Origin of the sequence: Romboutsia sp. (assembly GCF_035470145.1) — a bacterium.
Lineage (GTDB): Bacteria > Bacillota > Clostridia > Peptostreptococcales > Peptostreptococcaceae > Romboutsia_D.
The window spans coordinates 15,509-39,330 of the sequence record NZ_DATIRC010000156.1 but is presented as its reverse complement, the minus strand read 5'-3'; the positions used below and the strand labels follow the sequence as shown (position 1 = coordinate 39,330).

Here is a 23,822-nt window from a genome sequence, read left to right as displayed (position 1 = left end):
TTATAAACAAGTCATCTGGCTCTATAAATATTTTTCTATGAGATCCATATGCTATTCTTGAAAGACCTGCCATAGGTTCCCCTTGACTTCCTGTTGTTATTATAGTTATTTCTTCACTCGGGTACTTGTTTATATCATCTATATCTACAGTGTACTCTTGTGGTATGTGTAAATACCCTAGTTCTATAGCTACTTGTGAAATATTTTCCATACTTCTTCCACTAAAAACTATTTTCCTATTTTGTGCTATTGATGCATTTGCAATTTGCTGCATTCTATGAATATTAGATGCAAATGTAGCAACTATAACTCTCCCTTTTGCATGAGAAAAAATTCTATTTAACGTTTCACCTATAGTCTTTTCTGAAAGTGAATGTCCGCCTCTTTCTACATTTGTGCTATCCGCCATTAAAAGCAATACACCTTTTCTGCCTAATTCGGCTATTCTATTAAGGTTTGTCATTCGTCCATCTATAGGAGTATAATCTATTTTAAAATCACCAGTATGAAGTATAATTCCTGAAGGTGTATGTATAGCTAAAGCACATGCATCTGCTATGCTGTGAGTTACTCCTATAAATTCCACTTTTATATTTTCTAATTTAATAGTTTGTCCTGTCTTAACTGGTTTTAGTTTAGCTTCGTTTACTATATCATGTTCTTTTAATTTATTTTCAACTAATCCTAATGTAAGTTTAGTTCCATATACTGGCATATTTAATTGTTTTAATATATATGGAATAGCTCCTATATGATCTTCATGACCATGAGTTAAAAACATTCCCTTTACTTTTTCTTTATTTTCAAGTAGATACTTTATATCTGGTATTACTAAGTCAACACCATACATATCTTCATCTGGAAAAGATACGCCTCCATCAATTACTATTATTTCATCTTTGTATTCTATAGCTGTTATATTTTTACCTATCTCCCCAAGTCCACCTAGCGGGATTATTCTAACATTACTATTATCCATATTTAACTTCTCTCCTTTTTCATTTCTATATTGTATATAAATTCTTACTATATTTTTATTTAGGATTGTCTAGTGATCATTAATTATGACTATCTCAGTAATATTTTCTTTACTTATTTATCATAAATTTTAAGTACGTTACCTTATCATTACTATTAGTTTTCCTCTAAATATATATATTAATTCTATTTTTAAGTAAAAATTATAAAAAGCTACAAATCCTCATTACGAGTCTTTGTAGCTTTTTTCTATTCATACTATTTTACTATAGCATCATATTCTTCTTTATTTTTAGGAGCTTTTAGTTCTCCTTTTTCAAACTTATCAGCTTCTTTATTTACATAATCTATTATATCTTGAGGAACTAAGTTCTTAGTAGTATCTGGTATCCCTACTGCACCTTGTTGAAGTCCATATACATCAGTCGTTCCACCTTGGAATTTTCCATCTACTAATTCTTTAACTGTATTAAAGACTCCTACATCAACTCTTTTTATAGCTGAAGTTAATACATTATCTGGTGCTAAACTACTTTGATCTCTATCTACACCTATTGCGAGTTTTCCATTTTCTTTAGCTGCTTCTATAGCACCAGTTCCAACATCACCACCCGCAGTAAATATTATATCTGCACCTTTTGAGTACATTTGGTTAGCTATTGCCTTTCCTTTTGCTTGATCTGTGAATGAGTTTGCATATTGCACCTGTAATTCTATATTAGGATTAGCTTCCTTTGCTCCTGCCATATATCCATATTGGAAAGATTCGATAACTGGTAATTCCATACCACCTATAAATCCTATGTTATTGGTTTTAGTCATTTTTCCAGCTACTAATCCAGCTAAGTATGAAGATTCTTGAGAGTTAAATAATATTCCTTTTACATTATCTGGTACATTTTTATATGTTTCATCTACTATAACAAATTTTTGTTCTGGGTATAACTTAGCTCCCTCTTCTATCGCTGGTGCCAATTTCATTCCTACTCCTAGTATTAAATCTACATCTTCATCTACTAAAGTTTCTACGTTTGTTGCGTAATCTGAGTCTTGTCTTGATTCTAAGTACTTAATTTCTACACCTAATTCTTTTTCTGCCTTTTGAAGACCTTCCCATGCAGATTGATTAAATGATTGGTCATTTACACCTGCTACGTCTGTTATCATAGCTATTGTTAATTTGTTGTCCTTTGCTTCATTCTTATCATTATTTGAGCATCCTGCTAATAATGATGCCGATAGAACTAATGCTAATGATAGTGATACTACTTTTTTTAATTTCATGTCATAACCTCCAAATATAGTTACTTTAAAAAAATCCTTTTATCTGCATGATAAAAGGATAATTATTTTTATATTAATTTAACCATTCAAATATCTTTTTAGTCTCTCTGAGCTAATTTAAAGATATATTTTGATTTCTTTATTTAATTTCTTTAGATTTTTACATCTTCATATACATTTATCAATATTAATAATTATATTTTAATCTAAATTATTTTTTTGATTAAAATATAGGGTATTCATTACATGCATCATAGTACCGATTATTAAACAATCCTCATCTATATCAAACTCTGCTGTATGAAGATGATGTATTATATTACGTTTTTTATTTCTACATCCTACATGAAAAAATACTCCTTTACAGTTTTCTGTATAAAATGAAAAGTCTTCTCCTCCTAAAGATGGTTTTTTTCTCATTATAAATTTATCTTCTCCTAACACTTCTTTTGTATTATATCTTATAATATCCACCATTTCTTTATCATTTATAACTGCTGGATATCCATCATCATCTATTATAAGCTGTCCTTTACATCCAAATGATTGCGATATATTTTCTACAACACATTTTATTCTATTAATCATAAAATTTCTAGTATCACTATCTAGAGTTCTTAGTGTTCCTTTCATATTTACCTCTTCACAAATAATATTTTGAGCATCTCCACCTTGTATTTTTCCAATAGTTAAAACAGCACTATCTAATGGTGATAAATTTCTACTTATTATACTTTGAAATGCGGTTATAATATGAGATGCTGCTACTAGAGCATCTATTCCATTTTCAGGATAAGCTCCATGTGCTTTTTTCCCTTTTATAACTATATTTAATGTATCAGTACTTGCATTTAAAGTATCATATTTGGTTTCCACGTATCCAGTTTCAATGTGTGGCATTACATGAAGACCAAACATATAATCCACTTTAGGATTCTCAAGACATTTATCCTGTACTAATAATTTGGCCCCTCCTAGCGTCTCTTCTGCTGGTTGAAATAAAAATTTAACATTTACATTTAACTTTTCCTTCATTGAATTTAATATTTTACATGCCCCTAGTAACATTGCTATATGAGCGTCGTGTCCACAAGCATGCATTTTTCCTTGATTTATTGATTTATATGAGTGAGTTGTTTTTTCTTGAATTGGTAATGCATCTATATCAGCTCTTATTCCTATAGTTGTTGTATTTTTAGGATTTATTAGATATGCCATTATTCCATTATGTTCCTTAAAATCTATATACTCTATTTCAATTTCTTTTAAGTAGTTAATTACTTTTTCCTTTGTATCATATTCTTCTAATGATAACTCTGGGATTTTATGAAATTCTCTTCTTACATCAATTATCCATTCTTTAATATCTTCACAATATTTAAGTACAGTTTGTTTGTTCATGTTATTCTCTCCTCTATATTCCTTGAAAGATAGACATCATATATTACAACATCTGTGTTAAATATTTATGCTTAACAAACCTTTATATTCCAATTTAATTTTATATAACTTTTATTACTCATAAGTTATACTAACTATTTATCGATACTAAAAATATTACGTATTCCATATATTAATTCGACCTCTTTTATAATTCTATATTTAATGTAAATATAGAATTATTTTATTTATATAATCATAAATATATTATATAAGCTATTAATAATGAACTGTCATGTATTATGTATTTTTATTTTTTATTAAAGGATTAGTTTTTTTAACATAGAATTAATGTAATTAAGTAAACAATTTTATTTTTATAAAGGGTGGGTGCTAAATATGATTGAAATGGTTAAATTTCCTTATAATAACAGAGCTATTGCAAGATTAGATTCTAATAATGTGGTTCATAATCACCTATATCATCACTGTCCTATTGGTAAGGTTGATGAAAATAATATAGTATATAATCTTGATGATACCCCTGTAGGTAGAGTTGATAAAAATGGCGTTATTTATTCTCATCATTTAAATGATTCTCCTGTTGGTAAAGTTGATGAAAATGGTCTCGTTTGGGAAAACTCTTCTTCGATCGCTAGAATTGATGGTTCTAATGTTTTATTAGCTGGTAGCGCTTATTTATTGTTGATACATGGAAATAGATAATTAAAAAGGACAGAAATTCTGTCCTTTTTATATATTAAGGTATTACATTAAAGATTACTTTCTTCACTTATTGGTAATTCATTTTAGATATTAATAATATCTTTTTATTTTATATTTATATATATTGTAAGCTTATATTTGATGTAGATTTATTATTTTTATATTTCTGTTGTACTATCTTATATCTAGATGAAAAAGTAAATGCAACTATAAGAGATGTGCCTACTATCATAGCTACTCTTTTCTTCATGCTTATTTCTTTATTTCTTTTTTTAGTTTTAAATTCATGTATACATATAACTTTTCTCATACATTTTGCCTCCAACTTCGAAAACTTTTTCCCATAATCTATTTTACTACTTTTATTCACTAAAATCTTTATTTTTATTTAAAAATTTTATTTTTGATGCAAAAAAATAAAGTATTGATATATCAATACTTTATTTTATATACTAACTAGCTATTAATTATTTGCTTTATCTATAAATTGTAATCAAAACCATAAATTTTTCTAATATATACTATTCAAATTTTTATATTAATTTTTTATTTAATAAACTGATATATAAAATTAATCATCATTGGTTTAAATACACCACTATAGTCAACAATCTGAGCTACTTGACGATTATTTCCTGTTTGACTATTATAATTTGCTATTTTGAAAGTTAAGTATCCATCAACTTCCTCAACTAAATAACCAGCGTCCCTTGTATTTGATATTTCTAAGTCTCCCATATCAACATTTAAATCTTTTACTACTTCTTTATTAGCGCATAAAATCCCTGTTGAATATGTACTTATATCTGTTGCAAAAACTATATATTTACTATTTGTTTCTTTTTCATCTGATTTTATAAATAATCTATTTGTCAAACTACTTTTAATCATATTAACAGGTATTAAATTCGCATCTACAGCTTCATCTAAATTAATTCTTGTTGTTTTAATAAAACTGTCCATATCAAATTTATCAGATTCTATTTTTAATATATTCAATGTATCTATATTTTCTTTAGGTATATATTTTGCTACATTTTCAAATACATGATATATATCCTTTATTTCATATCCTTTACTTATGTAATTTTCTTTTATTTCATATTCTTCATCAAATTCCTTAACTAATTTAGGTAATTCCTCTTTAGTATCAGCATATTTTATACTCGTTACAAATGGTATTATCTTATTTGGTTTCATTAGGAATGTTTCTAATGGTTTTATAACTTCATTAGCTTCCTTTATATCACTTTCTTCAAATGCCACTTCTATACCGTCTTCTAAAAATGCCACTTCGACTTCCATTTCATATTCTTCTTCATTTATTATGTTAGTTCCAACTGGATACATTACTATTAGCTTACTCTTATCAAATACATATCCAAATGAGTAGTCTATTTCTAATTGTTTTTTCATTTGTTTTCTCCTTAGCAGTTATGATGTAAATATATTATCATAGTTTTAATATGTTTTATAGTATATACATATTATAAACGTTTAATTTTAAGGTTAATACCATACATATTTATTTTTATACGTTTTATAAAAATAGCTCCTATTATAATTATCCCAAATAATCCCGATAATGGATAAATAAAATTAACTAGCATTGAAAATGGCAACCTACCTCCAATAAATCCTAAAACTGTACAAGCTATAGCTATTATAGTAAACTTACTACTCTTTTCTTCTGCAAAACTAGTACATACACTCCAAAGTAAAGGAACTGCAGTAGTATAAATTCCAGCTATTAACATAAGTGAAAATATCATACCAATTATAGGACCTATCTTATCTGCCATATATAGTGTTGGTATTTCCTTGATATATATATTTTGTATATCTGACATTATACCTAAGTTAAGGGTTATTGCTGCAATCATAAATATTACTCCACCTAATATACCTCCCCAAATACAACTTTTTTTGTTTTTAGCTGTAGCTCCTACACCTACTAAAAAAGGGGTCGCTATTATTAGATTAAGTCCACTGTATATAACACTAGCCATCCACCAATTATCTACCGCTTTAGTAACATTCAATTTAGAAATTATTTGATTTGTACAGCAAAATGTTTCATAATTTCTCGATATAGTTAATATACCAACTCCAACTGATATCATTACAATCATAGGGCCTATATTCCCTAAAATATCTATAACCTTATTCATTCCCAATAGTACTGATATAAATGCTGATATAGCTAAAATCAAAGAACCTATATTTTTATTCATACCATAATACTGATTCATCGAAGCGCCTGCACCAGATATCATCACTACAAAACTACAAAAGAAAAACATAGGCATAAATATTTTGAAAAATCCACCTATCCAATTTCCACATAAGTATGTAAATATATCGCTACTTGATTTTAATCTTACAGTTTTCCCTATTTCTAGTAAGCTTGCCCCACAATAGGCTAGTATTATCATACAAATCATATTAGATAAAATACTTATCATTCCATGAGCCGAAAAAAACTGCATGATTTCTTGACCTGTTGCAAATCCTGACCCTATGCACACAGATATATAAGTTCCTGCAAATTTCATAATTTCTTTAAAATTACTACTCTCACTCATAATTCTTCTCCTCTATATTTATTCAATTCTCTATTAATTTATATGCTTATTCAACTCTATTAATATCTAAAAAAATAAAAGACTTACTTAGTTAGTTAGCTAACCTAAGCAAGTCTTTTATTTTTTTATTTTAATTAATAGTACTCCAATACCTATGCTATTTGCTTATCAGAGTTCTTATTGTATAAATCTAAATCTAAATCTTTTTCACTATTTGCTATTATTAACGTACAAATATTATCTCCCATTACGTTTACCGTAGTTCTAAACATATCTATGATTCTTTCAACACCCATTATTAATCCTATTCCTTCCAGTGGAAGACCTACTGATTGAAGCACCATCGATAACATTATCATTCCTACCCCAGGGACTCCTGCTGTACCTATGGATGCTAAAGTTGCAGTAAGTACTATTGTCATCATTTCATTCATACCTAAGTTTATCCCATATATTTGAGCTATAAAAATGGCTGCAACACCTTGCATTATAGCTGTTCCGTCCATATTTATAGTAGCTCCCATTGGTATTGTAAATGATCTTGTTGCTTTTCCTACCCCTAGTTCTTCCATAATTTCTAAACTCACTGGTACAGATGCATTACTTGATGCAGTTGAAAATGTAACTGCAGCAACTTGTGTAAACTTATTTAAAAATGGCTTAATCTTTTGTTTTGTGAATACCTTAAATAATCCTCCATATATAATTGATACATGTATTAGCAATCCTAATATAACAATTGCTACATACTTTAACAATGCAAATATTGCATCTGTTCCAACTGTTGCAAATGTATCTGCTACTAATGCAAACACACCATATGGAGCAAATAACATTATTATATACACCATTTTCATACATATTTCATTTGCACTTTCAAATAATATCTTAATAGGTTCTGCTTTTTTACCTACTACGTTTATTGCTATACCTATAAGCAATGCAAAGAATATAACTTGCAGCATTTCTCCACTTGCTAAAGCTTGAATTGGATTGCTTGGTATAATATTTAATATTATTTCAACTAATGATTTTGATTCTGCAATTGCTACATCCCCTGAAACCATACTACTCATATCAAGTCCTATACCTGGCTTTAATAAACTAGCTAAAGTAAGTGATATTACGATAGCTGCTGCTGTTGTTCCTAAATAAAACAACATTGTCTTTCCACCTATTCTACCTAGCTTTTTTACATCACCCATAGAAGCCGTTCCACATATTAATGAAACAAATACTAAAGGTACTACCATCATCTTTATAGCAGAAGTAAATCCACTACCTAATATTTTAAATATTCCACCTAATATTAATGTATCCTTGATATATCCTCCTGGTAATTGCTTCAATATTAATCCAACTATAAATCCTAATAATAATCCTAGTAAAATTTTACTTGTTAATGTTATTTTTTTTCTCATTGTCATCTTATCCTTTCGAAACTTTTGTGTATTTATAATTTAATTATACACCATTTTTAAAATTAATTCATTAAAAATTAAAGTTTTAATTATTTTATCAGTTCTATTTCCTTTATTTTTAAAGTTTTTATCATATTCAGCTTAATTATTTCAGTATTTCTGAATTTCACCCTCTTTAATTAATCAATCTAGCTAAAAATTCGTTAATTTGAATAGTGACGAACTTTTATTTTATATTTTAATTTTTTGTTCAATATTTTATAAATTAATATTTATTTATATCAAGGTTATTATAGTTATATTTATTAATAACTTAATTAGGAGTATAGATATAACTTTATAAAATAATTTTAATAAAGTTATATCTATACTCCTCTTAAATTTGTTATAAGTTATAAAAATTATATATGTATATATATAATTTTTGGTAATTGATAATTATTAAAATGGTAATATTTCTTCAACATTTTTATCATAATCTTCTACACTTTCAAATACAGTGACACTCTCAAAGTATTTATTAGTTGAAGCTTCCTTTTTAGAATCTAAAAACTTAAAACTATTTGCTTTAACTTTAGTAAATACTCTATTTTCACCATTTTTATTTTTATATTTTTCAATTAATATTCTGCCTTCTATACCTACTTGTCTTCCTTTATGAAGATATTGAGCACAAAGTTCTGCTTGTCTACCCCATATCTCAATTGGTATAAAATCAATTCCTCGTGTTCCATCTTTTTCTATATAGTCTCTATTAACAGCTATTGAAAATTCTGCTTTTAAATGATTCGATTCTCCTACGTACTTTACTTCTGGATCCTTTGTCAATCTTCCTACTAAAATTACATTATTCATATTTATCTCTTCCTTTTTCTAATTTGTATAAATTATGTATTTTATTAGGAGTATATACAAACAATAGTTCCTTTATACTTTATTTAGATTCTAATCATATTAAAATATGCCTATATACTATAAAATAGGCATTATCAGTAATCTAATACCGATCAATGCCTACTTATATGATCTTAAAATATTGAAAAAATTAATCTCTCTATTATACTTCTATTAAATTCTTAAGATTAAATATTCTAAAATTCTTAGGTTTTAAGTCTATCTTGAATATATTATTTTCTCTGAAGATGCTTTCTAAATATTTCTTAGAACTATTTTTTATATCTATTTCTTCTAATGCATTTTCATCAAAATTCAATTCTATATTTTGAGTATTTTCGCTTCTATTTATCATTACTAGTACTTTTTCTTCTTCCACATACCTCATATATGCAAATACATCATCATTTTTCGTATTTATAAATTGAGTATCCCCATATATTAATGTATCATATTTCTTTCTTGTGTTTATCGCTTCTTTATACAATTCAATCATATCCTCATCTTCATTTTTCCAAGGATATGTTCTTCTATTATCTGGATCTACATTACCACAAAGTCCAGCTTCATCTCCATAATATATATATGGTATTCCTTCAAAAGTCATTTGAATCCCAACCGCTAACTTAACCATATCTTTATCTTCATTAAGTTCTGTTTTAATTCTTGCTACATCATGTGTCCCTAATAGATTTAAATTAGACTTAAAAGCTTCCGCTGGATAGTTCTCTTTTATTTCCATAAATCTATTATTAAGATGACTTGATGTTATTTCTCCTTTTAAGAATAAAATTACATTTTGTCTAAATAGATATCCCATAACTGAATCTAACTGATTTCCTAAAAGATAACTTCTTCTTTCTCCATAGCTTATTTTATTAGATGCATCTTCCCATACTTCACCTGCTAAAATAGCATCTTTATCTACTTCTTTTAATTCCTGTTTAAGTACTTTTATAAATTCTGTTGGAAGTTCATCCGCTACATCTAATCTCCAACCTTTAACTCCCATACTCGTCCATTTTTTTATTACACTATCTTTATCTCTAATTACATAATCCATATAACTTGAATCTAGTTCATTTACATTAGGAAGTTCTTTTACTCCCCACCAACATTTATATTCATTTGGATATTGTTCAAAATCATACCATGAACTATACTTAGAACTTTGCGATTGATACGCGCCAATTTCACTATATCGTCCATATTTATTGAAATATTTGCTATCAGCTCCAGTATGACTAAATACTCCATCTAATATTATACTTATACCTTTTTTTCGTGCTTTATCTATCAATTCTTTAAAAATTTCTTCGTCTCCAAACATTGAATCTATTTTTTTATAATCTCCTGTATCATATTTATGATTACTGGAAGCTTCAAATATAGGACTTAAGTAAATAATACTTACTCCTAGCTTTTTTAAATATCCAAGCTTATCTATAATCCCTTTTAAATTCCCTCCATGAAAGTCCCATCTAGTCACATTACCTTCATTATCTTTTATATACATTGGAGTGTCGCTCCAATTTCCATATATAAAACTATTTTTTTTAGGATTGTTAGGCTTTTTAGTTCTATTCCCATTATTAAATCGATCTACAAATATATGATATAATATTCCTTCTTTATACCAGTTCGGAACCTCATAATCATCATATACAGTAATTTGATATTTATTTAAATTTTCATATAAGTATTCACATGAACTTCCATCTTCTATACTTTTTCCGTAGTATTTTTTTTGGTTTTGACCATCTATTTCAATATCTACTTCAAAGTAGTAAAAATAAACACCAACTTCACTAAATCCATCAAATTCTCCTTGATAGTACTTTTTACTTTCTCTTATCAAACTTATTTTACTTAGTTCTACATTTTCTTTTAAAATTACCCAGGAAATATCGCGTATATTGTAGTCTTCATTTCCACTAATGGATATTCTCATACTTTGATTTAGCTTTAAGGCTCCAAAAGGAGCCTTATCTTCCCAAGAATTATATTTTATTATATTCCCCATTCATCTCACACCCTTTAAACCAAATATCTCTTGCATACTCGGATATAGTTCTATCTGTAGAAAATATACCTGAATTGGCTATATTTATTAAAGATATTCTATTCCATTCCTCTTTTTTCTTATATAGTTTATTTATTTTACGTTGAGCCTCAATATAATTTTCTAAATCTCTTAATACAAAATATTCATCATTATATGTTATTAATGAATCATATATCGCTCTGCCTTCATTACTCATATTAGGTATAAATCCATTTATTAAGTCATCTACAACTCTTTTTATATATCTATTTGAATTATATAAGTCTAATGATGAATACCCTCCATATTTGTTGTAATTTAATACTTGAGATGCTTTAAGGCCAAATAATATTATATTTTCATCTCCAACTTGTTCATGTATCTCCACATTCGCTCCATCTAGTGTTGCTAGTGTTATTGCTCCATTCATCATAAATTTCATATTACTTGTACCTGATGCTTCTTTTGTTGTTGTAGAAATTTGTTCACTAACTTCTGCAGCTGGTATTATAATTTCAGCTAATGATACTCCATAATTTTCTACAAAAACTACTTTTATTTTGTTTTTTATTCTATCATCATTATTTATTTTAGTTGCTACAGAATTTATTAATTTTATTATACACTTTGCTAAATAATAACCAGGCGCTGCCTTTGCTCCAAATATAAAAGTTCTAGGTTCCATATCAAAGTTTGGATTTTCTAGTAATTCATGATATAAATGAAGTATATGCAATACATTTAGTAATTGTCTTTTATATGCATGTAACCTTTTTATTTGTACATCATAAATAGAATTTGGATTAATTTCAATCTCATATTCTTTCTTTATAAAATCTGCTAATCTTTTTTTATTATTGTATTTTATAGTACTTAGCTTATCTAATACTTTTGAATCTTCCTTATATTTTTCTAATTTTTTCAGTTCTAAAGTATCTTTTTTCCATCTATCTCCTATTAGTTCTGTAATTAAGTCACTAAGGTCTTCATTGCAACTTATAAGCCATCTTCTATGTGCAATTCCATTGGTTTTATTATTAAATTTGTAAGGCTCATGCTCATAAAAATCATTTAGTACTTCATTTTTTAATAATTCTGTATGAAGTTTTGCAACTCCATTAACACTATGACTTCCTATTATACATAAATTAGCCATACTAATATTTTCATGATTAATAATACTCATTCTTTGTACCTTTTGATAGTCGTTATATTTATAATTTAACTCTTGCATCTCTCGTCTATTTATTTCTTCTATTATCATATATATTCTTGGAAGTAATTTTTTCATCATTTCTACAGGCCATTTTTCCATAGCCTCTGCCATTATTGTGTGATTAGTATAAGATATAGTATTTTTTGTTATATCCCAAGCTTCATCCCAAGATAATCCTTCTTCATCAAGTAATATCCTCATAAGCTCTGGTATACATAATGTTGGATGTGTGTCATTTATATGAATAGCTACATTTTTCCATAAATCTAATATGTTTAATTTATTTTTCTTATACTTTCTAACTATGTCTTGTATTCCTGCACTAACTAAAAAATATTCTTGTTTTAATCTTAGTAATTTACCTGCATAGTTAGAGTCATTTGGGTATAAAACCTGAGATATTTCTTCAGTATAGTATTTATATTTTAATGCGTCTTCATAACTACCATAATAGTTTCTTGCATTGGATGTTACAGGGCCAAAATCTCTATTTATAACTTCCGATTTAAATAATCTTAGTGTATTAATACACTCATTATGATATCCAATTATGGGTATATCATATGGCATAGCCATAACTGGAATATAGTTTTTATGATATACTTTTAGTTTGTTATTTTGCTCTGCTAAATAAACATCACCTTCAAATTTAACAACGATTGCTTTATTTGGTCTTACCGTTTCCCAAATATAAGACTCTTGAGTAAGCCAGTTATCAGGTACTTCTACCTGATAACCATTTACAATTTTTTGCTCAAATAATCCATATTTATATCTAATTCCATAACCATGACCACTTATATTTAGACATGACATAGAATCTAAAAAACATGCTGCCAACCTTCCTAAACCGCCATTTCCTAAAGCTGGATCCCCTTCTGCTTCTATTAATTCGTCTAAATCTATACCCATTTCATTTAATGCAGCTCTAATGGACTCTTCTATATCTAAATTTAATAAATTAGATCTTAATTGCCTTCCCATTAGAAATTCTATACTAAAATAATAAACTTCTTTTTCACAACTTAATCTAGTATCAGTCCATTTTTTAGATATAATATCTTTTATTACACTACTTAAAACATTTAATAACTGCTCGTTAGTAGCCTCTTCTATTGAATGAACATATATACTATACATTTTACTTTCAAAGCTTTGTTTAAACTTTTTTTTGCTAATTGTGACCACCAAATCACCCCTTTAATCTAACATCTCTTGATACTCCTTTATATAAGTTTGAGCTGATTTTTTCCAGCTACTATCTGTATTCATAGCATTTATAACTAATTTTCTCCATGTCCCTTTATCTTTATAAAGTTCTATAGCTCTTTGGATACAATAAAGCATGTCATGCGCATTATAGTTTTGGAAACTAAATCCATTTCCCTCTCCTGTATACTTGTTATATGATCGTACAGTATCCTTTAGTCCTCCAGTTTCCCTAACTATTGGAAGTGTTCCATACCTCATAGCTAACATTTGACCTATACCGCAAGGTTCAAATAATGAGGGCATTAAAAACATATCACTACCTGCGTATATTTGTTGTGCAAGTGCGCTATCAAATGTAATTCTTGCAGAAACTTTATTCGGATATTTTGAGTCATAATAGTTAAACATAGATTGATATTGGGGTTCTCCTGTACCTAAAACTACCACTTGTAAATTTTCTCTCATTATTTCAGGCATAATATAAGATATTAAATCTAAGCCTTTTTGTGATACTAATCTAGAGACTATTCCTATTAGTGGTATATCTGGATTTTGATCTAATCCTAGTATTTTTTGTAATTTAACTTTGTTCTCAAATTTTTTATCAATATTATTTACATCATAATTAACAAATGTATCTTTATCTATTGCAGGATTATTTAAATCATAATCTATTCCATTTAAAATACCTTTTAATTTATATGAATTTGATCTTAATAATCCATCTAATCCTTCTCCATAAAATTCAGTTTGTATTTCATTTGTATAGGTAGGACTTACTGTAGTTACCTTATCACTAAAAACTATACCAGATTTCATAAAACTAACTCCACCATAGTACTCTATATCTCCATTGTAAAGATACTTATCCGGAAGATCTAATATATCTCCTAATAATTTATTTGCAAATACTCCTTGATATTGTAGATTGTGTATAGTATACATAGTTTTTATATTTTTGTACTTTTCTAAATTACTAAATTTTTCTTTCAACGTTAATGGTATCATGCCTGTATGCCAATCATTCATATGAATTATATCTGGATAGAAATTAAGAATAGATATAGCCTCTAAAACTGCGTTACTAAAGAAAGTATATCTTTCTGCATCATCATCATAGCCATAAAGATATGCAATTTCTCCTTCTCTCTTAAAGTAGTACTCATTATCTATAAAATAAAACTTAACTCCATCTAACTCCATCTCTAAAATCCCACAGTATTGATTTCTCCACCCAACTTTTACATTAAATACTGCTATTTCCTTTAGTTGTTCTTTTAAATAATTTGGCATTGTCGAATATTTTGGTAGTATTACCCTAACATCAACACCTTCTTTTTTTAATGCCTTAGGCAATGCATATGCTACATCCCCTAGGCCACCTGTTTTAGCAAATGGCCAACACTCTGATGTTACATAAAGAACTTTCACTAAAAATTTCCCCCTCTTACTAAATACTTATATTTTTTTCTATAACAATAGGATAATTTTTGTCTCCTTTTAATTCTTTTTCTTGTGTTAAGTTTATATTTTTATCAAATATTACATTTTGTAATTCTGAGTTTTGCCCTATTATACAGTTTTGCATTATTATAGAATTTTCTATATTTGCACCCTTTTCTATATGTACCTTTCTAAAGATAATACTATTTTTAACAGTACCTTCTATTATACATCCACTAGCTATAAAAGAATTTTCTACATTTGCATCTTCTGTGTATATAGTTGGAGATTCATTTTTTTCTTTAGTTAATATTTTTCTATCTGAATAAAGTAATTCTCTAGCAATATCCATATTTAATAAATCTTTGCTCATTTCAAAATATGTTTTTGTAGACTTTATACATTTTAAATATCCATCATATTCATAAGCACCAACTTGCTCATTTTTTACTGATTCAATTATGAAGTCCTCTAAATATAAATAATCTCCTGTATTTGTTAAATTATATATTGCATCTATAAAATCGGTTCTTTTCATTATATACATTTCCATGTATATATTAGCAATATCAAATGCTCCTATATTACTTCCTACATTTACAACTTTGTTATTATCATCTAAGTTTAATGTTAAGTTTCCCTTAAAATCTAATTTTGCATTCTTAATATTTTTGTATATCATAGTTATATAATTATTAGATTTTTTGTGATATTTTAAAACTTCAGAGTAATCCATATTACATATCATACTACTTGGAGAAACTAAAATATATTCTTCTTCACTTTTTTTTATATAGTCTATATTACATAATATGTTATATATATCCCCTTTTCTATATGGATAAGTATTTTGAGATTCTGTATTTTCTGGACTAAATATAGATAAACCACCTTTTTTCCTACTTAAATCCCAATCTTTCCCGCTATCTATGTGGTCTGTCAATGATCTATATTTTTCTTTAGCAAATATCCCAACATTAGTTATACCTGAGTTAACCATGTTAGAAAGAGCAAAGTCTATAATTCTATATCTTCCTCCAATAGGAGTAGATGCTATTGGTCTACCATAGTTAAGCTTATCTATACTCGGATCTCCCTTTTTAGTTAAATTTATTATCGCCATACATTCGTTTATCATTGTTACATCCCCCCTTCTAGTACTAGTTCCGGTTTGACTACTTCATACTCAGATACTACATTTATTTCATCTTTATAATTTCTTATAATTACGTTATCTTTTATTATTGCACCTTCTCCTATCATAGCTTTCTCAATGATGACATTTTTACCTATTTTTACATTAGGCATTATTACAGAGTCTTTTATACTACTATCTTCTTCCACTATAACACCATGAGATAAAACAGAGTTTTCAACTTCTCCTAATATAACACATCCATCTGCTACTAAAGATTTATTTATCTTACCATATTTACCTATATATTGAGGTGGCATAGCCATCGTATTTGTATATATTTTCCACTTTGGATCTTGTAAATCTAATGTTTCTCTGCATCTTATGAGGTCCATATTCGCATCCCATAAACTCTGTATAGTACCAACATCTCTCCAATAACCTTTAAATGGATATGCATACATACCTACATTGTCTTCTAGCATTTTAGGTATTAAATCTTTTCCAAAGTCATCATAATTTAAATTCTCATTTTTAGATTTAATAAAATAATTTCTTATCATCTGCCACTCAAATATATAAACACCCATAGAAGCTAAGTTACTTTTTGGCTCACTTGGTTTTTCTTCAAACTCGTATATACTTCCATCTGAATTAGTGTTCATTATTCCAAATCTTGATGCTTCATCCCATGGAACTTCTATTACTGCAATAGTTGCTTTAGCATTCTTTTCCTTGTGATATTCTAGCATTTTACTATAATCCATCTTATATATATGGTCTCCTGATAATATAAGCACATATTTAGGATTATAGCTGTCTATAAAATTCATATTTTGATGTATGGCATGAGCAGTTCCCTCATACCAATTTCCTTCTTTTTCGTTCATATATGGTTGAAGTATATAAACCCCTCCATTTATTCTATCTAAATCCCAATGGCTTCCCATACCTATATGAGAATTTAAAATTAATGGTCTATATTGCGTCAAAACTCCTACAGTATCTATTCCTGAATTAGAACAATTACTTAATACAAAATCTATAATTCTATATTTTCCTCCAAACGATACTGCTGGTTTTGCAATTCTCTTTGTAAAAACTCCTAGTCTTGATCCTTGGCCCCCTGCCAAAATCATAGCTAACATTTCCTTTTTCACTAGTTATCCCCCTTAAATATTAATTAGTAATTTATTATTAATTTAATTTATATATTTTTATAAAATCTTACAGTTCTTGTTTTTTAATTGAATTTTCTTTGCTTTTTATAATCTCTTCTCTATTCATAATTCCTATTTTTTCATTCTTTCCACCTATTAATATCTTTTCTTCCTTGTGTATTTCAAATTTATTTATATTTATATTTTTTCCTTTTATAAATGTTGCTCCTAATGGCGGAACTTTTATTGTTATATGATAATCTTTATTATGCCATTTTTCATACTTAGCAAATAGCTCAGAATCATCCATGGTTTGACCCGAACCTCCATATGCTTTATTATCTGAGTTAAATACTTCTTCATATGTTCCTGCATATGGAACTCCGATTTTGTAATCATAATGTACCACTGGAGTAAAGTTTATTACTGCTATAATAAAATCTTCAGATTTTTTACCCTTTCTCATAAGAACAACTACACTTTGTTCATTATTATGTGGATCTATAAAATCAAATCCATCATAACTATTGTCAATTTCATACAATGCTTTTTCATTTTTATATATATTATTTAATTCTTTAACATATTGCTTCATAGATATATGAGGTTCTAATTCTAGTAATTCCCACTCTAAACCATATGCGTATCTCCACTCTAAATTTTGTCCGAATTCACTTCCCATAAATAATAATTTTTTTCCTGGGTGAATCATATAATATGCATACAATGTTCTAAGTCCCGCAAGCTTTTGCCATGCATCTCCTGGCATTTTATCTAATAATGATTTTTTTCCATGTACTACTTCATCATGAGATAATGGTAAAATAAAATTCTCTGAAAATGCATACATAAAAGAGAAAGTTATAAGCTCATGGTGATATTTTCTATATATAGGATCCATTTCCATATATTTTAAAGTATCATTCATCCATCCCATATTCCATTTATATGTAAATCCTAGTGCACCTTTATATGTTGGTCCTGTAACCATAGACCATGAAGTTGATTCTTCTGCTATTATAATTGGATTTTTCGTGTACTTATAAATAATTTCATTAAACTTTTTTAAGAAATCTATAGCTTCTAAATTTTCTCTTCCTCCATATTTATTAGGTTTCCACTGACCTATATCATAGTCTAAATACAGCATGCTTGATACTGCATCTACCCTTATTCCATCTACATGAAATTCATTAAACCAATATATAGCATTAGAAATTAAAAAACTATTAACTTCTGGTTTTCCTAAATCAAAGTGAGCAGTTCCCCACCCAATATTTTCAGCTTTTAATGGGTCTTTATATTCAAATTGAGGTGAGCCATCGAATTTATATAATCCATGATCATCTTTGCAAAAATGACTATATGCAAAATCTACAATTACTCCGATTTCATTTTCATGACATTTATCTATGAATGCTTTGAATTCATTTGGTGTTCCATATCTACTACTACTACTATAATATCCTACTGCTTGATATCCCCAAGATTCATCTAATGGATGTTCAGTTATAGGCATTATTTCTATATGTGTATATCCCATCTCTTTTACATACTCTATCATTTCATATAATTCTTCATAAGAGAAAAAATCTCCGTTCCATTTTCTCTTCCATGAACCTAGATGAACTTCATATATATTTATGGGAATCTTACTACTATTTTCACTTACCTTTTTAGACTGCCATTTTTCATCATTCCATTTATATTTTTCTAAATCATATATAATAGATGCAGTATTCGGTCTAATTTCTGAAAAAAATGCATATGGATCAGCTTTTAATCTACTAATTCCATCGCAACCAACTACATTATATTTATATGTGTCACCTTCTTTTATATCTTTCGAAAATATATTCCAAACTCCACTATTACCTATATTTATCATAGGATGAGAGGTATTATTCCAATTATTAAAATCTCCGACTAAATAAACTTCCTTTGCATTTGGAGCCCATACTGTAAAAGAAACTCCTTTATTTTTTTTGTCAATATGACACCCCATAAACTTATAGCTCTCATACGACTGTCCTAATTTAAATTTATGTATATTATTAATTAGAATTTCATCATAAGTTGCTTTTTTATATTCCATAATATAAACCCATCTCCCCCTTTCTTTTGTACCTTGTATAATATATAATTATATCTCAATACGTCTTATTATTCACAATCGAATTATAGTAAAATTCAGTCAATTTTTTCTATATTTCAGCACAAAAAGATATATTAAAACATATATATATACATATATCTATAATTTAGCATAAATATTTTAATTTTTCTTTTTTATATATTATTTTATGAAAACGTTTTCTATTTTTAAAGGTCGAATTGTCATTCTCCCCTCCGTTATTGTTATTTTTTTATCAATTGAGTTTAATATTTTTTCTAATATATATGCCACTAAAATAAAACATATTAATATTACTTTTACATTCCTTGCTAAAATTATAATAAGCCTTAAAATACTTTTATAGCATCTTAAGGCCTTATAATCTTAATCTTTATTTATCTTCACCTAACACTTCTTTTATTCCCTTAAATGTTCCTAAGAAGTTTACAGTATCTGAAGGTAATACCAATTTAGTAGCATTTCCTTGAGCGACTTTTTCTAGTGCCTCTATTGATTTTAATGCTATTATATTATCATCTACATCAGATTCTTTCATAGCTAAAAATACTTCTCTAAGCCCTTTAGCTGTAGCTTCTTGGACCCTTAATATCATTTCTGCTTCTCCTTGTGCTTTAGCTATAGCTATTTGTTTAATAGCTTCTGCTTCTCCTTGTGCTTGTAATATGGAAGATTCTTTTTGACCTTCTGCTTCTCGAATCATAGCTTCCTTTTTAGCTTCTGCTCTTAATATTGCTGATTGTTTTTCACCTTCTGCTTGAAGTATAGACGATGACTTATTACCTTCCGCTTGTAATATTGATTCTCTTCTTTCCCTTTCTGCTCTCATCTGTTTTTCCATAGCTACTTGAATATCATGAGGTGGCATTATATTCTTTAACTCTACTCTATTTACTTTAATTCCCCATTTATCCGTTGCTTCATCTAGTATTACTCTCATCTTAGTATTGATTATATCTCTTGATGTTAATGTCTCATCTAAATCTAATTCACCTATTATATTTCTAAGAGTTGTTGCTGTTAAATTTTCTATAGCTGTAATTGGATTTGCTATTTCAAATACATATCTTACAGGATCTGTAATTCTATAATAAACAACAGTGTCAATTTGCATAGTTACATTATCTTTAGTTATAACTGGTTGAGGTGGAAAATCTACTACATTTTCTCTTAAATCAATTATATAACTCATTTGGTCTATAAATGGAACTAAAAAATGAACTCCTGTATCTGCTACCTTTCTAAACTTTCCAAGTCTCATTATTATCCCTATTTTAGATTGTTTAATTACCTTTACACAGGATAACCCTATTATTACAACTACAGCAACTACTACTATTGGTAAAACTAATGGTACTATTAATTCTATCATTTGAATCCCCCTTTATTTTATTTTTTTAACTACTAATTTTACGCCCTCTATCCTTACTACTTCTACAATAGCTTCTTTTTCTATCATCTCCCCATTTAAAGATATAGCTGTCCATTCCTCATTTTCAACAACTACTATTCCAGTTTTATTTAGAATTATATCCTTCTTAACTACTCCTGTTTTTTTAATAATCGCTTGTAAGTTGGTGTTATATTCATGTGTTTCATCATTTTTCACTATCGTCTTAGTTGCTATTACTAGTAAAGCTATCGATATTACAGCAAATACAACCACCTGTATTAATATACTTTCTATAAAGCTGCTTAAAAATATTAATACTACTGCCCCTATACTAAACCATATTAATGTTAGACTAGGCGTCATAGCTTCACCTATAGCAAATATGATTGCTACAGCTAACCATATCAATTTCATGCCTATTCCCCCCCTACTATATATATTCAATTGTATTATACTATTGTTATATTATCTATCGATTATATATAAGTTTCATTATTGTAAACATGTAAACTTAAAATCCTTTAATGATACTTTTTTATCTATAAAACCTTACTAAAAAAATCAAAGATTAATTTGACATATTAATAGGTATATATCATGGTAAATTTGAATATAGTTTAATTTAATAAAAAAAGGATTATTAATCCTTTTTTTACTTATTTATGTTCAATTATAGTTTTTGTTATATCTATATCTTTAGCTATGCATTTTTGGCTATTTATATAAATTTTTATATTTATTTGTGTAAGTGTTTATTAATTTTAATATGTGGTATTTTTTAAGCATAAAAAATATGCTAATATTTTATTAAAATAATTAGCATATTTTTATCTTATATTATATTCAGTTCTTGGTCATATATACATAACTCTTTTTCAGACGCATATACATAATGACCCGAAGATATTTCAACCCATTTTGGTTTATCTTCTGAGTAATCATGCATACTATTATCATACTTTATCTTATTTCTTCTTCTAGCATATCTTGGATCTGGAATTGGAATTGATGACAATAAAGATTTAGTATATGGATGTATTGGATTATTATATAACTCATTAGCTTCTGCTAATTCTACTAATTTTCCATTGTACATAACTCCTATACGATCACTTATATGCCTAACCATTGATAAGTCATGAGCTATAAATAGGCAAGTCAATTCTCTTTTTCTTTGCAATTTCTTGAATAAATTTACAATCTGAGCCTGTATAGATACATCTAACGATGCAATTGGTTCATCTGCTACAATAAATTCTGGATTTATGCAAAGGGCACGAGCAATGCCTATACGTTGTCTTTGCCCCCCTGAAAATTCTGTTGGATATCTGTTAATATAACTTTTATCTAACCCTACTAAATTTAACATTTCATATACTTTATTTAATCGTTCTTCTTTACTATTATATATTCCCTGTATTTTTAAAGGCTCTGCAATAATATCAGCAACTGTCATTCGTGGATTTAGCGATGAAGTTGAATCTTGAAATATTATTTGCATGCTTTTATTTAAATACTTTTTTTCTTTTTTATATATTTTTTTATCCGATATTCTATTTCCTTTATATATTATTTCTCCACTCGTAGGTTCATATAGTTTTATTATACTTCTTCCTAGAGTTGATTTTCCAGACCCCGATTCTCCTACTAATCCGAAAATCTCTCCTTTATAAATTTCAAAAGTTATATCATCAACTGCTTTTACAACAGTATTTTTATCTAATTTAAAATGTTGACTTAAATTTTTAATTTCTAATATTTTTTCTTTATTCATTTATAACCATTCTCCCTCCTTTAACTTTTATAGATTTCTTTATTTTAGGTGCATCTTTGTGTAATAACCATGTTGATGCACTGTGTGTATCACTCACCTTAAACATTGGTGGTTCTTCAAAGTAATCTATTTTTAAAGCATTTTTATTTCTTATTGCAAAAGCATCTCCCTTTGGAGGGTTTAGTAAATTTGGAGGCGCCCCAGGTATATTATATAAAAACTCATCTTCTAATTCTAATGTAGGTAGAGATGACATTAGTCCCCATGTATATGGATGCTGAGGATTATAAAAAATTTCTTCTACTGTTCCTATTTCTACTATCTTTCCTGCATACATAACAGCAACTTTATCTGCTATTTCTGCAACTACTCCTAAATCATGTGTTATGAATATAATTGAAACACCTATTTTTTTCTGTAAATCTTTTATTAAATCTATTATCTGTGCTTGTATTGTAACATCTAGTGCTGTTGTAGGTTCATCTGCTATTAATACACTCGGATTACATGCAAGTGCTATAGCTATAACAATACGTTGTCTCATTCCACCTGAAAAATGATGTGGATATTGTTTAAATCTTTTCTCAGGATTATCTATTCCAACTAGTTTTATTAACTCTATAGCTCTTTTTTTAGCTTCTTGCTTACTTATTTTATTGTGGATTAATATAGCTTCTGATATTTGTTTACCTATAGAAAGAGTTGGATTAAGAGCAGTCATTGGATCTTGAAAAATCATAGATATGTCTTTTCCTCTTATACTGTTCATATTTTTTTGTGATACTTTGGTTAAATCCTCATCATTAAAAAGTATTTCCCCACCTTCTATATATCCATTTTGAGGTAATATTTTTATTATACTTTTGCAAAGTACAGATTTTCCACAACCCGACTCCCCTACTATAGCTAAGGTTTCACCCTTTTTTAAATTAAACGAAACATTTCTTATCGCTTGAACTTCTCCTTTATCTGTTTTAAACTTTACAACTAAATTATTAACTTCTAATACATTACTCACGTAATCATCCCCTATACTATTTAAA

At 27.7% G+C, this 23,822-nt stretch carries 19 protein-coding genes; 1 reads left to right on the top strand and 18 read right to left on the bottom strand.

The genetic code is table 11. From position 1 onward, the window contains the following. The 3 genes from VLM92_RS06100 to VLM92_RS06090 form a co-directional block, all read right to left on the bottom strand. Positions 1-979: ribonuclease J (locus VLM92_RS06100; protein ID WP_325275454.1), on the bottom strand; the 979-nt coding region annotated here is incomplete at its 3' end. 257 nt (positions 980-1,236) lie between these two features. Continuing rightward, positions 1,237-2,262 (bottom strand): BMP family ABC transporter substrate-binding protein, encoded by a 1,026-nt coding sequence (locus tag VLM92_RS06095; protein WP_325275453.1) that lies wholly within the window; start codon positions 2,260-2,262, stop codon positions 1,237-1,239. Between the two features lie 201 nt (positions 2,263-2,463). Continuing rightward, positions 2,464-3,663: a M20 family metallopeptidase gene (locus VLM92_RS06090; RefSeq protein ID WP_325275452.1), complete on the bottom strand. Its 1,200-nt coding sequence runs from the start codon at positions 3,661-3,663 to the stop codon at positions 2,464-2,466. 441 nt (positions 3,664-4,104) lie between these two features. Here VLM92_RS06090 and VLM92_RS06085 point away from each other — a divergent pair, with 441 nt between their 5' ends. Continuing rightward, entirely contained in the window at positions 4,105-4,368 is a 264-nt protein-coding gene (locus VLM92_RS06085; RefSeq protein WP_325275451.1) for a hypothetical protein, read from the top strand. Positions 4,369-4,483: 115 nt separating this feature from the next. Here VLM92_RS06085 and VLM92_RS06080 read toward each other — a convergent pair whose 3' ends face one another. From VLM92_RS06080 to VLM92_RS06010, 15 genes are all read right to left on the bottom strand, one after another. Next, positions 4,484-4,678 carry a hypothetical protein gene (locus VLM92_RS06080; protein WP_325275450.1) on the bottom strand — a complete coding sequence of 65 codons (195 nt, stop codon included), beginning with the start codon at positions 4,676-4,678 and terminating at the stop codon, positions 4,484-4,486. Between the two features lie 236 nt (positions 4,679-4,914). Next, positions 4,915-5,784 (bottom strand): hypothetical protein, encoded by an 870-nt coding sequence (locus VLM92_RS06075; protein WP_325275449.1) that lies wholly within the window; start codon positions 5,782-5,784, stop codon positions 4,915-4,917. A 71-nt stretch (positions 5,785-5,855) separates the two neighbouring features. After that, positions 5,856-6,953 carry a hypothetical protein gene (locus VLM92_RS06070; protein ID WP_325275448.1) on the bottom strand — a complete coding sequence of 366 codons (1,098 nt, stop codon included), beginning with the start codon at positions 6,951-6,953 and terminating at the stop codon, positions 5,856-5,858. A 152-nt stretch (positions 6,954-7,105) separates the two neighbouring features. Then, complete coding sequence (locus VLM92_RS06065) at positions 7,106-8,374, bottom strand: dicarboxylate/amino acid:cation symporter (protein ID WP_325275447.1); 1,269 nt, start codon at positions 8,372-8,374, stop codon at positions 7,106-7,108. A gap of 441 nt (positions 8,375-8,815) precedes the next feature. Continuing rightward, complete coding sequence (locus tag VLM92_RS06060; protein WP_325275446.1) at positions 8,816-9,229, bottom strand: single-stranded DNA-binding protein; 414 nt, start codon at positions 9,227-9,229, stop codon at positions 8,816-8,818. Positions 9,230-9,431: 202 nt separating this feature from the next. Beyond that, on the bottom strand, positions 9,432-11,291 hold the full coding sequence (locus VLM92_RS06055) for a glycoside hydrolase family 13 protein (protein ID WP_325275445.1): 1,860 nt from the start codon (positions 11,289-11,291) through the stop codon (positions 9,432-9,434). Continuing rightward, positions 11,269-13,716, bottom strand: a complete 2,448-nt coding sequence (locus tag VLM92_RS06050; protein WP_325275444.1) for a glycogen/starch/alpha-glucan phosphorylase — start codon at positions 13,714-13,716, stop codon at positions 11,269-11,271. Before VLM92_RS06050 ends, VLM92_RS06055 begins: the two co-directional genes overlap by 23 nt. A 12-nt stretch (positions 13,717-13,728) precedes the next feature. Beyond that, entirely contained in the window at positions 13,729-15,171 is a 1,443-nt protein-coding gene (gene glgA, locus VLM92_RS06045; protein WP_325275443.1) for a glycogen synthase GlgA, read from the bottom strand. Between the two features lie 19 nt (positions 15,172-15,190). After that, on the bottom strand, positions 15,191-16,321 hold the full coding sequence (gene glgD, locus VLM92_RS06040; RefSeq protein WP_325275442.1) for a glucose-1-phosphate adenylyltransferase subunit GlgD: 1,131 nt from the start codon (positions 16,319-16,321) through the stop codon (positions 15,191-15,193). Between the two features lie 2 nt (positions 16,322-16,323). Then, positions 16,324-17,478: a glucose-1-phosphate adenylyltransferase gene (locus tag VLM92_RS06035; RefSeq protein WP_331681700.1), complete on the bottom strand. Its 1,155-nt coding sequence runs from the start codon at positions 17,476-17,478 to the stop codon at positions 16,324-16,326. Between the two features lie 67 nt (positions 17,479-17,545). Next, the gene (glgB, locus tag VLM92_RS06030; RefSeq protein WP_325275441.1) at positions 17,546-19,573 is read right to left on the bottom strand and encodes a 1,4-alpha-glucan branching protein GlgB; all 2,028 of its coding nucleotides are present in this window, start codon (positions 19,571-19,573) and stop codon (positions 17,546-17,548) included. 412 nt (positions 19,574-19,985) lie between these two features. Next, positions 19,986-20,984, bottom strand: coding sequence for an SPFH domain-containing protein (locus VLM92_RS06025; protein ID WP_325275440.1), 999 nt, complete (start codon positions 20,982-20,984; stop codon positions 19,986-19,988). A gap of 12 nt (positions 20,985-20,996) precedes the next feature. Further along, on the bottom strand, positions 20,997-21,419 hold the full coding sequence (locus VLM92_RS06020; protein WP_325275439.1) for an NfeD family protein: 423 nt from the start codon (positions 21,417-21,419) through the stop codon (positions 20,997-20,999). A 418-nt stretch (positions 21,420-21,837) separates the two neighbouring features. Beyond that, positions 21,838-22,779 (bottom strand): ABC transporter ATP-binding protein, encoded by a 942-nt coding sequence (locus VLM92_RS06015; RefSeq protein ID WP_325275438.1) that lies wholly within the window; start codon positions 22,777-22,779, stop codon positions 21,838-21,840. Then, positions 22,772-23,797: an ABC transporter ATP-binding protein gene (locus VLM92_RS06010; RefSeq protein ID WP_325275437.1), complete on the bottom strand. Its 1,026-nt coding sequence runs from the start codon at positions 23,795-23,797 to the stop codon at positions 22,772-22,774. Before VLM92_RS06010 ends, VLM92_RS06015 begins: the two co-directional genes overlap by 8 nt. Positions 23,798-23,822 lie beyond the last annotated feature (25 nt).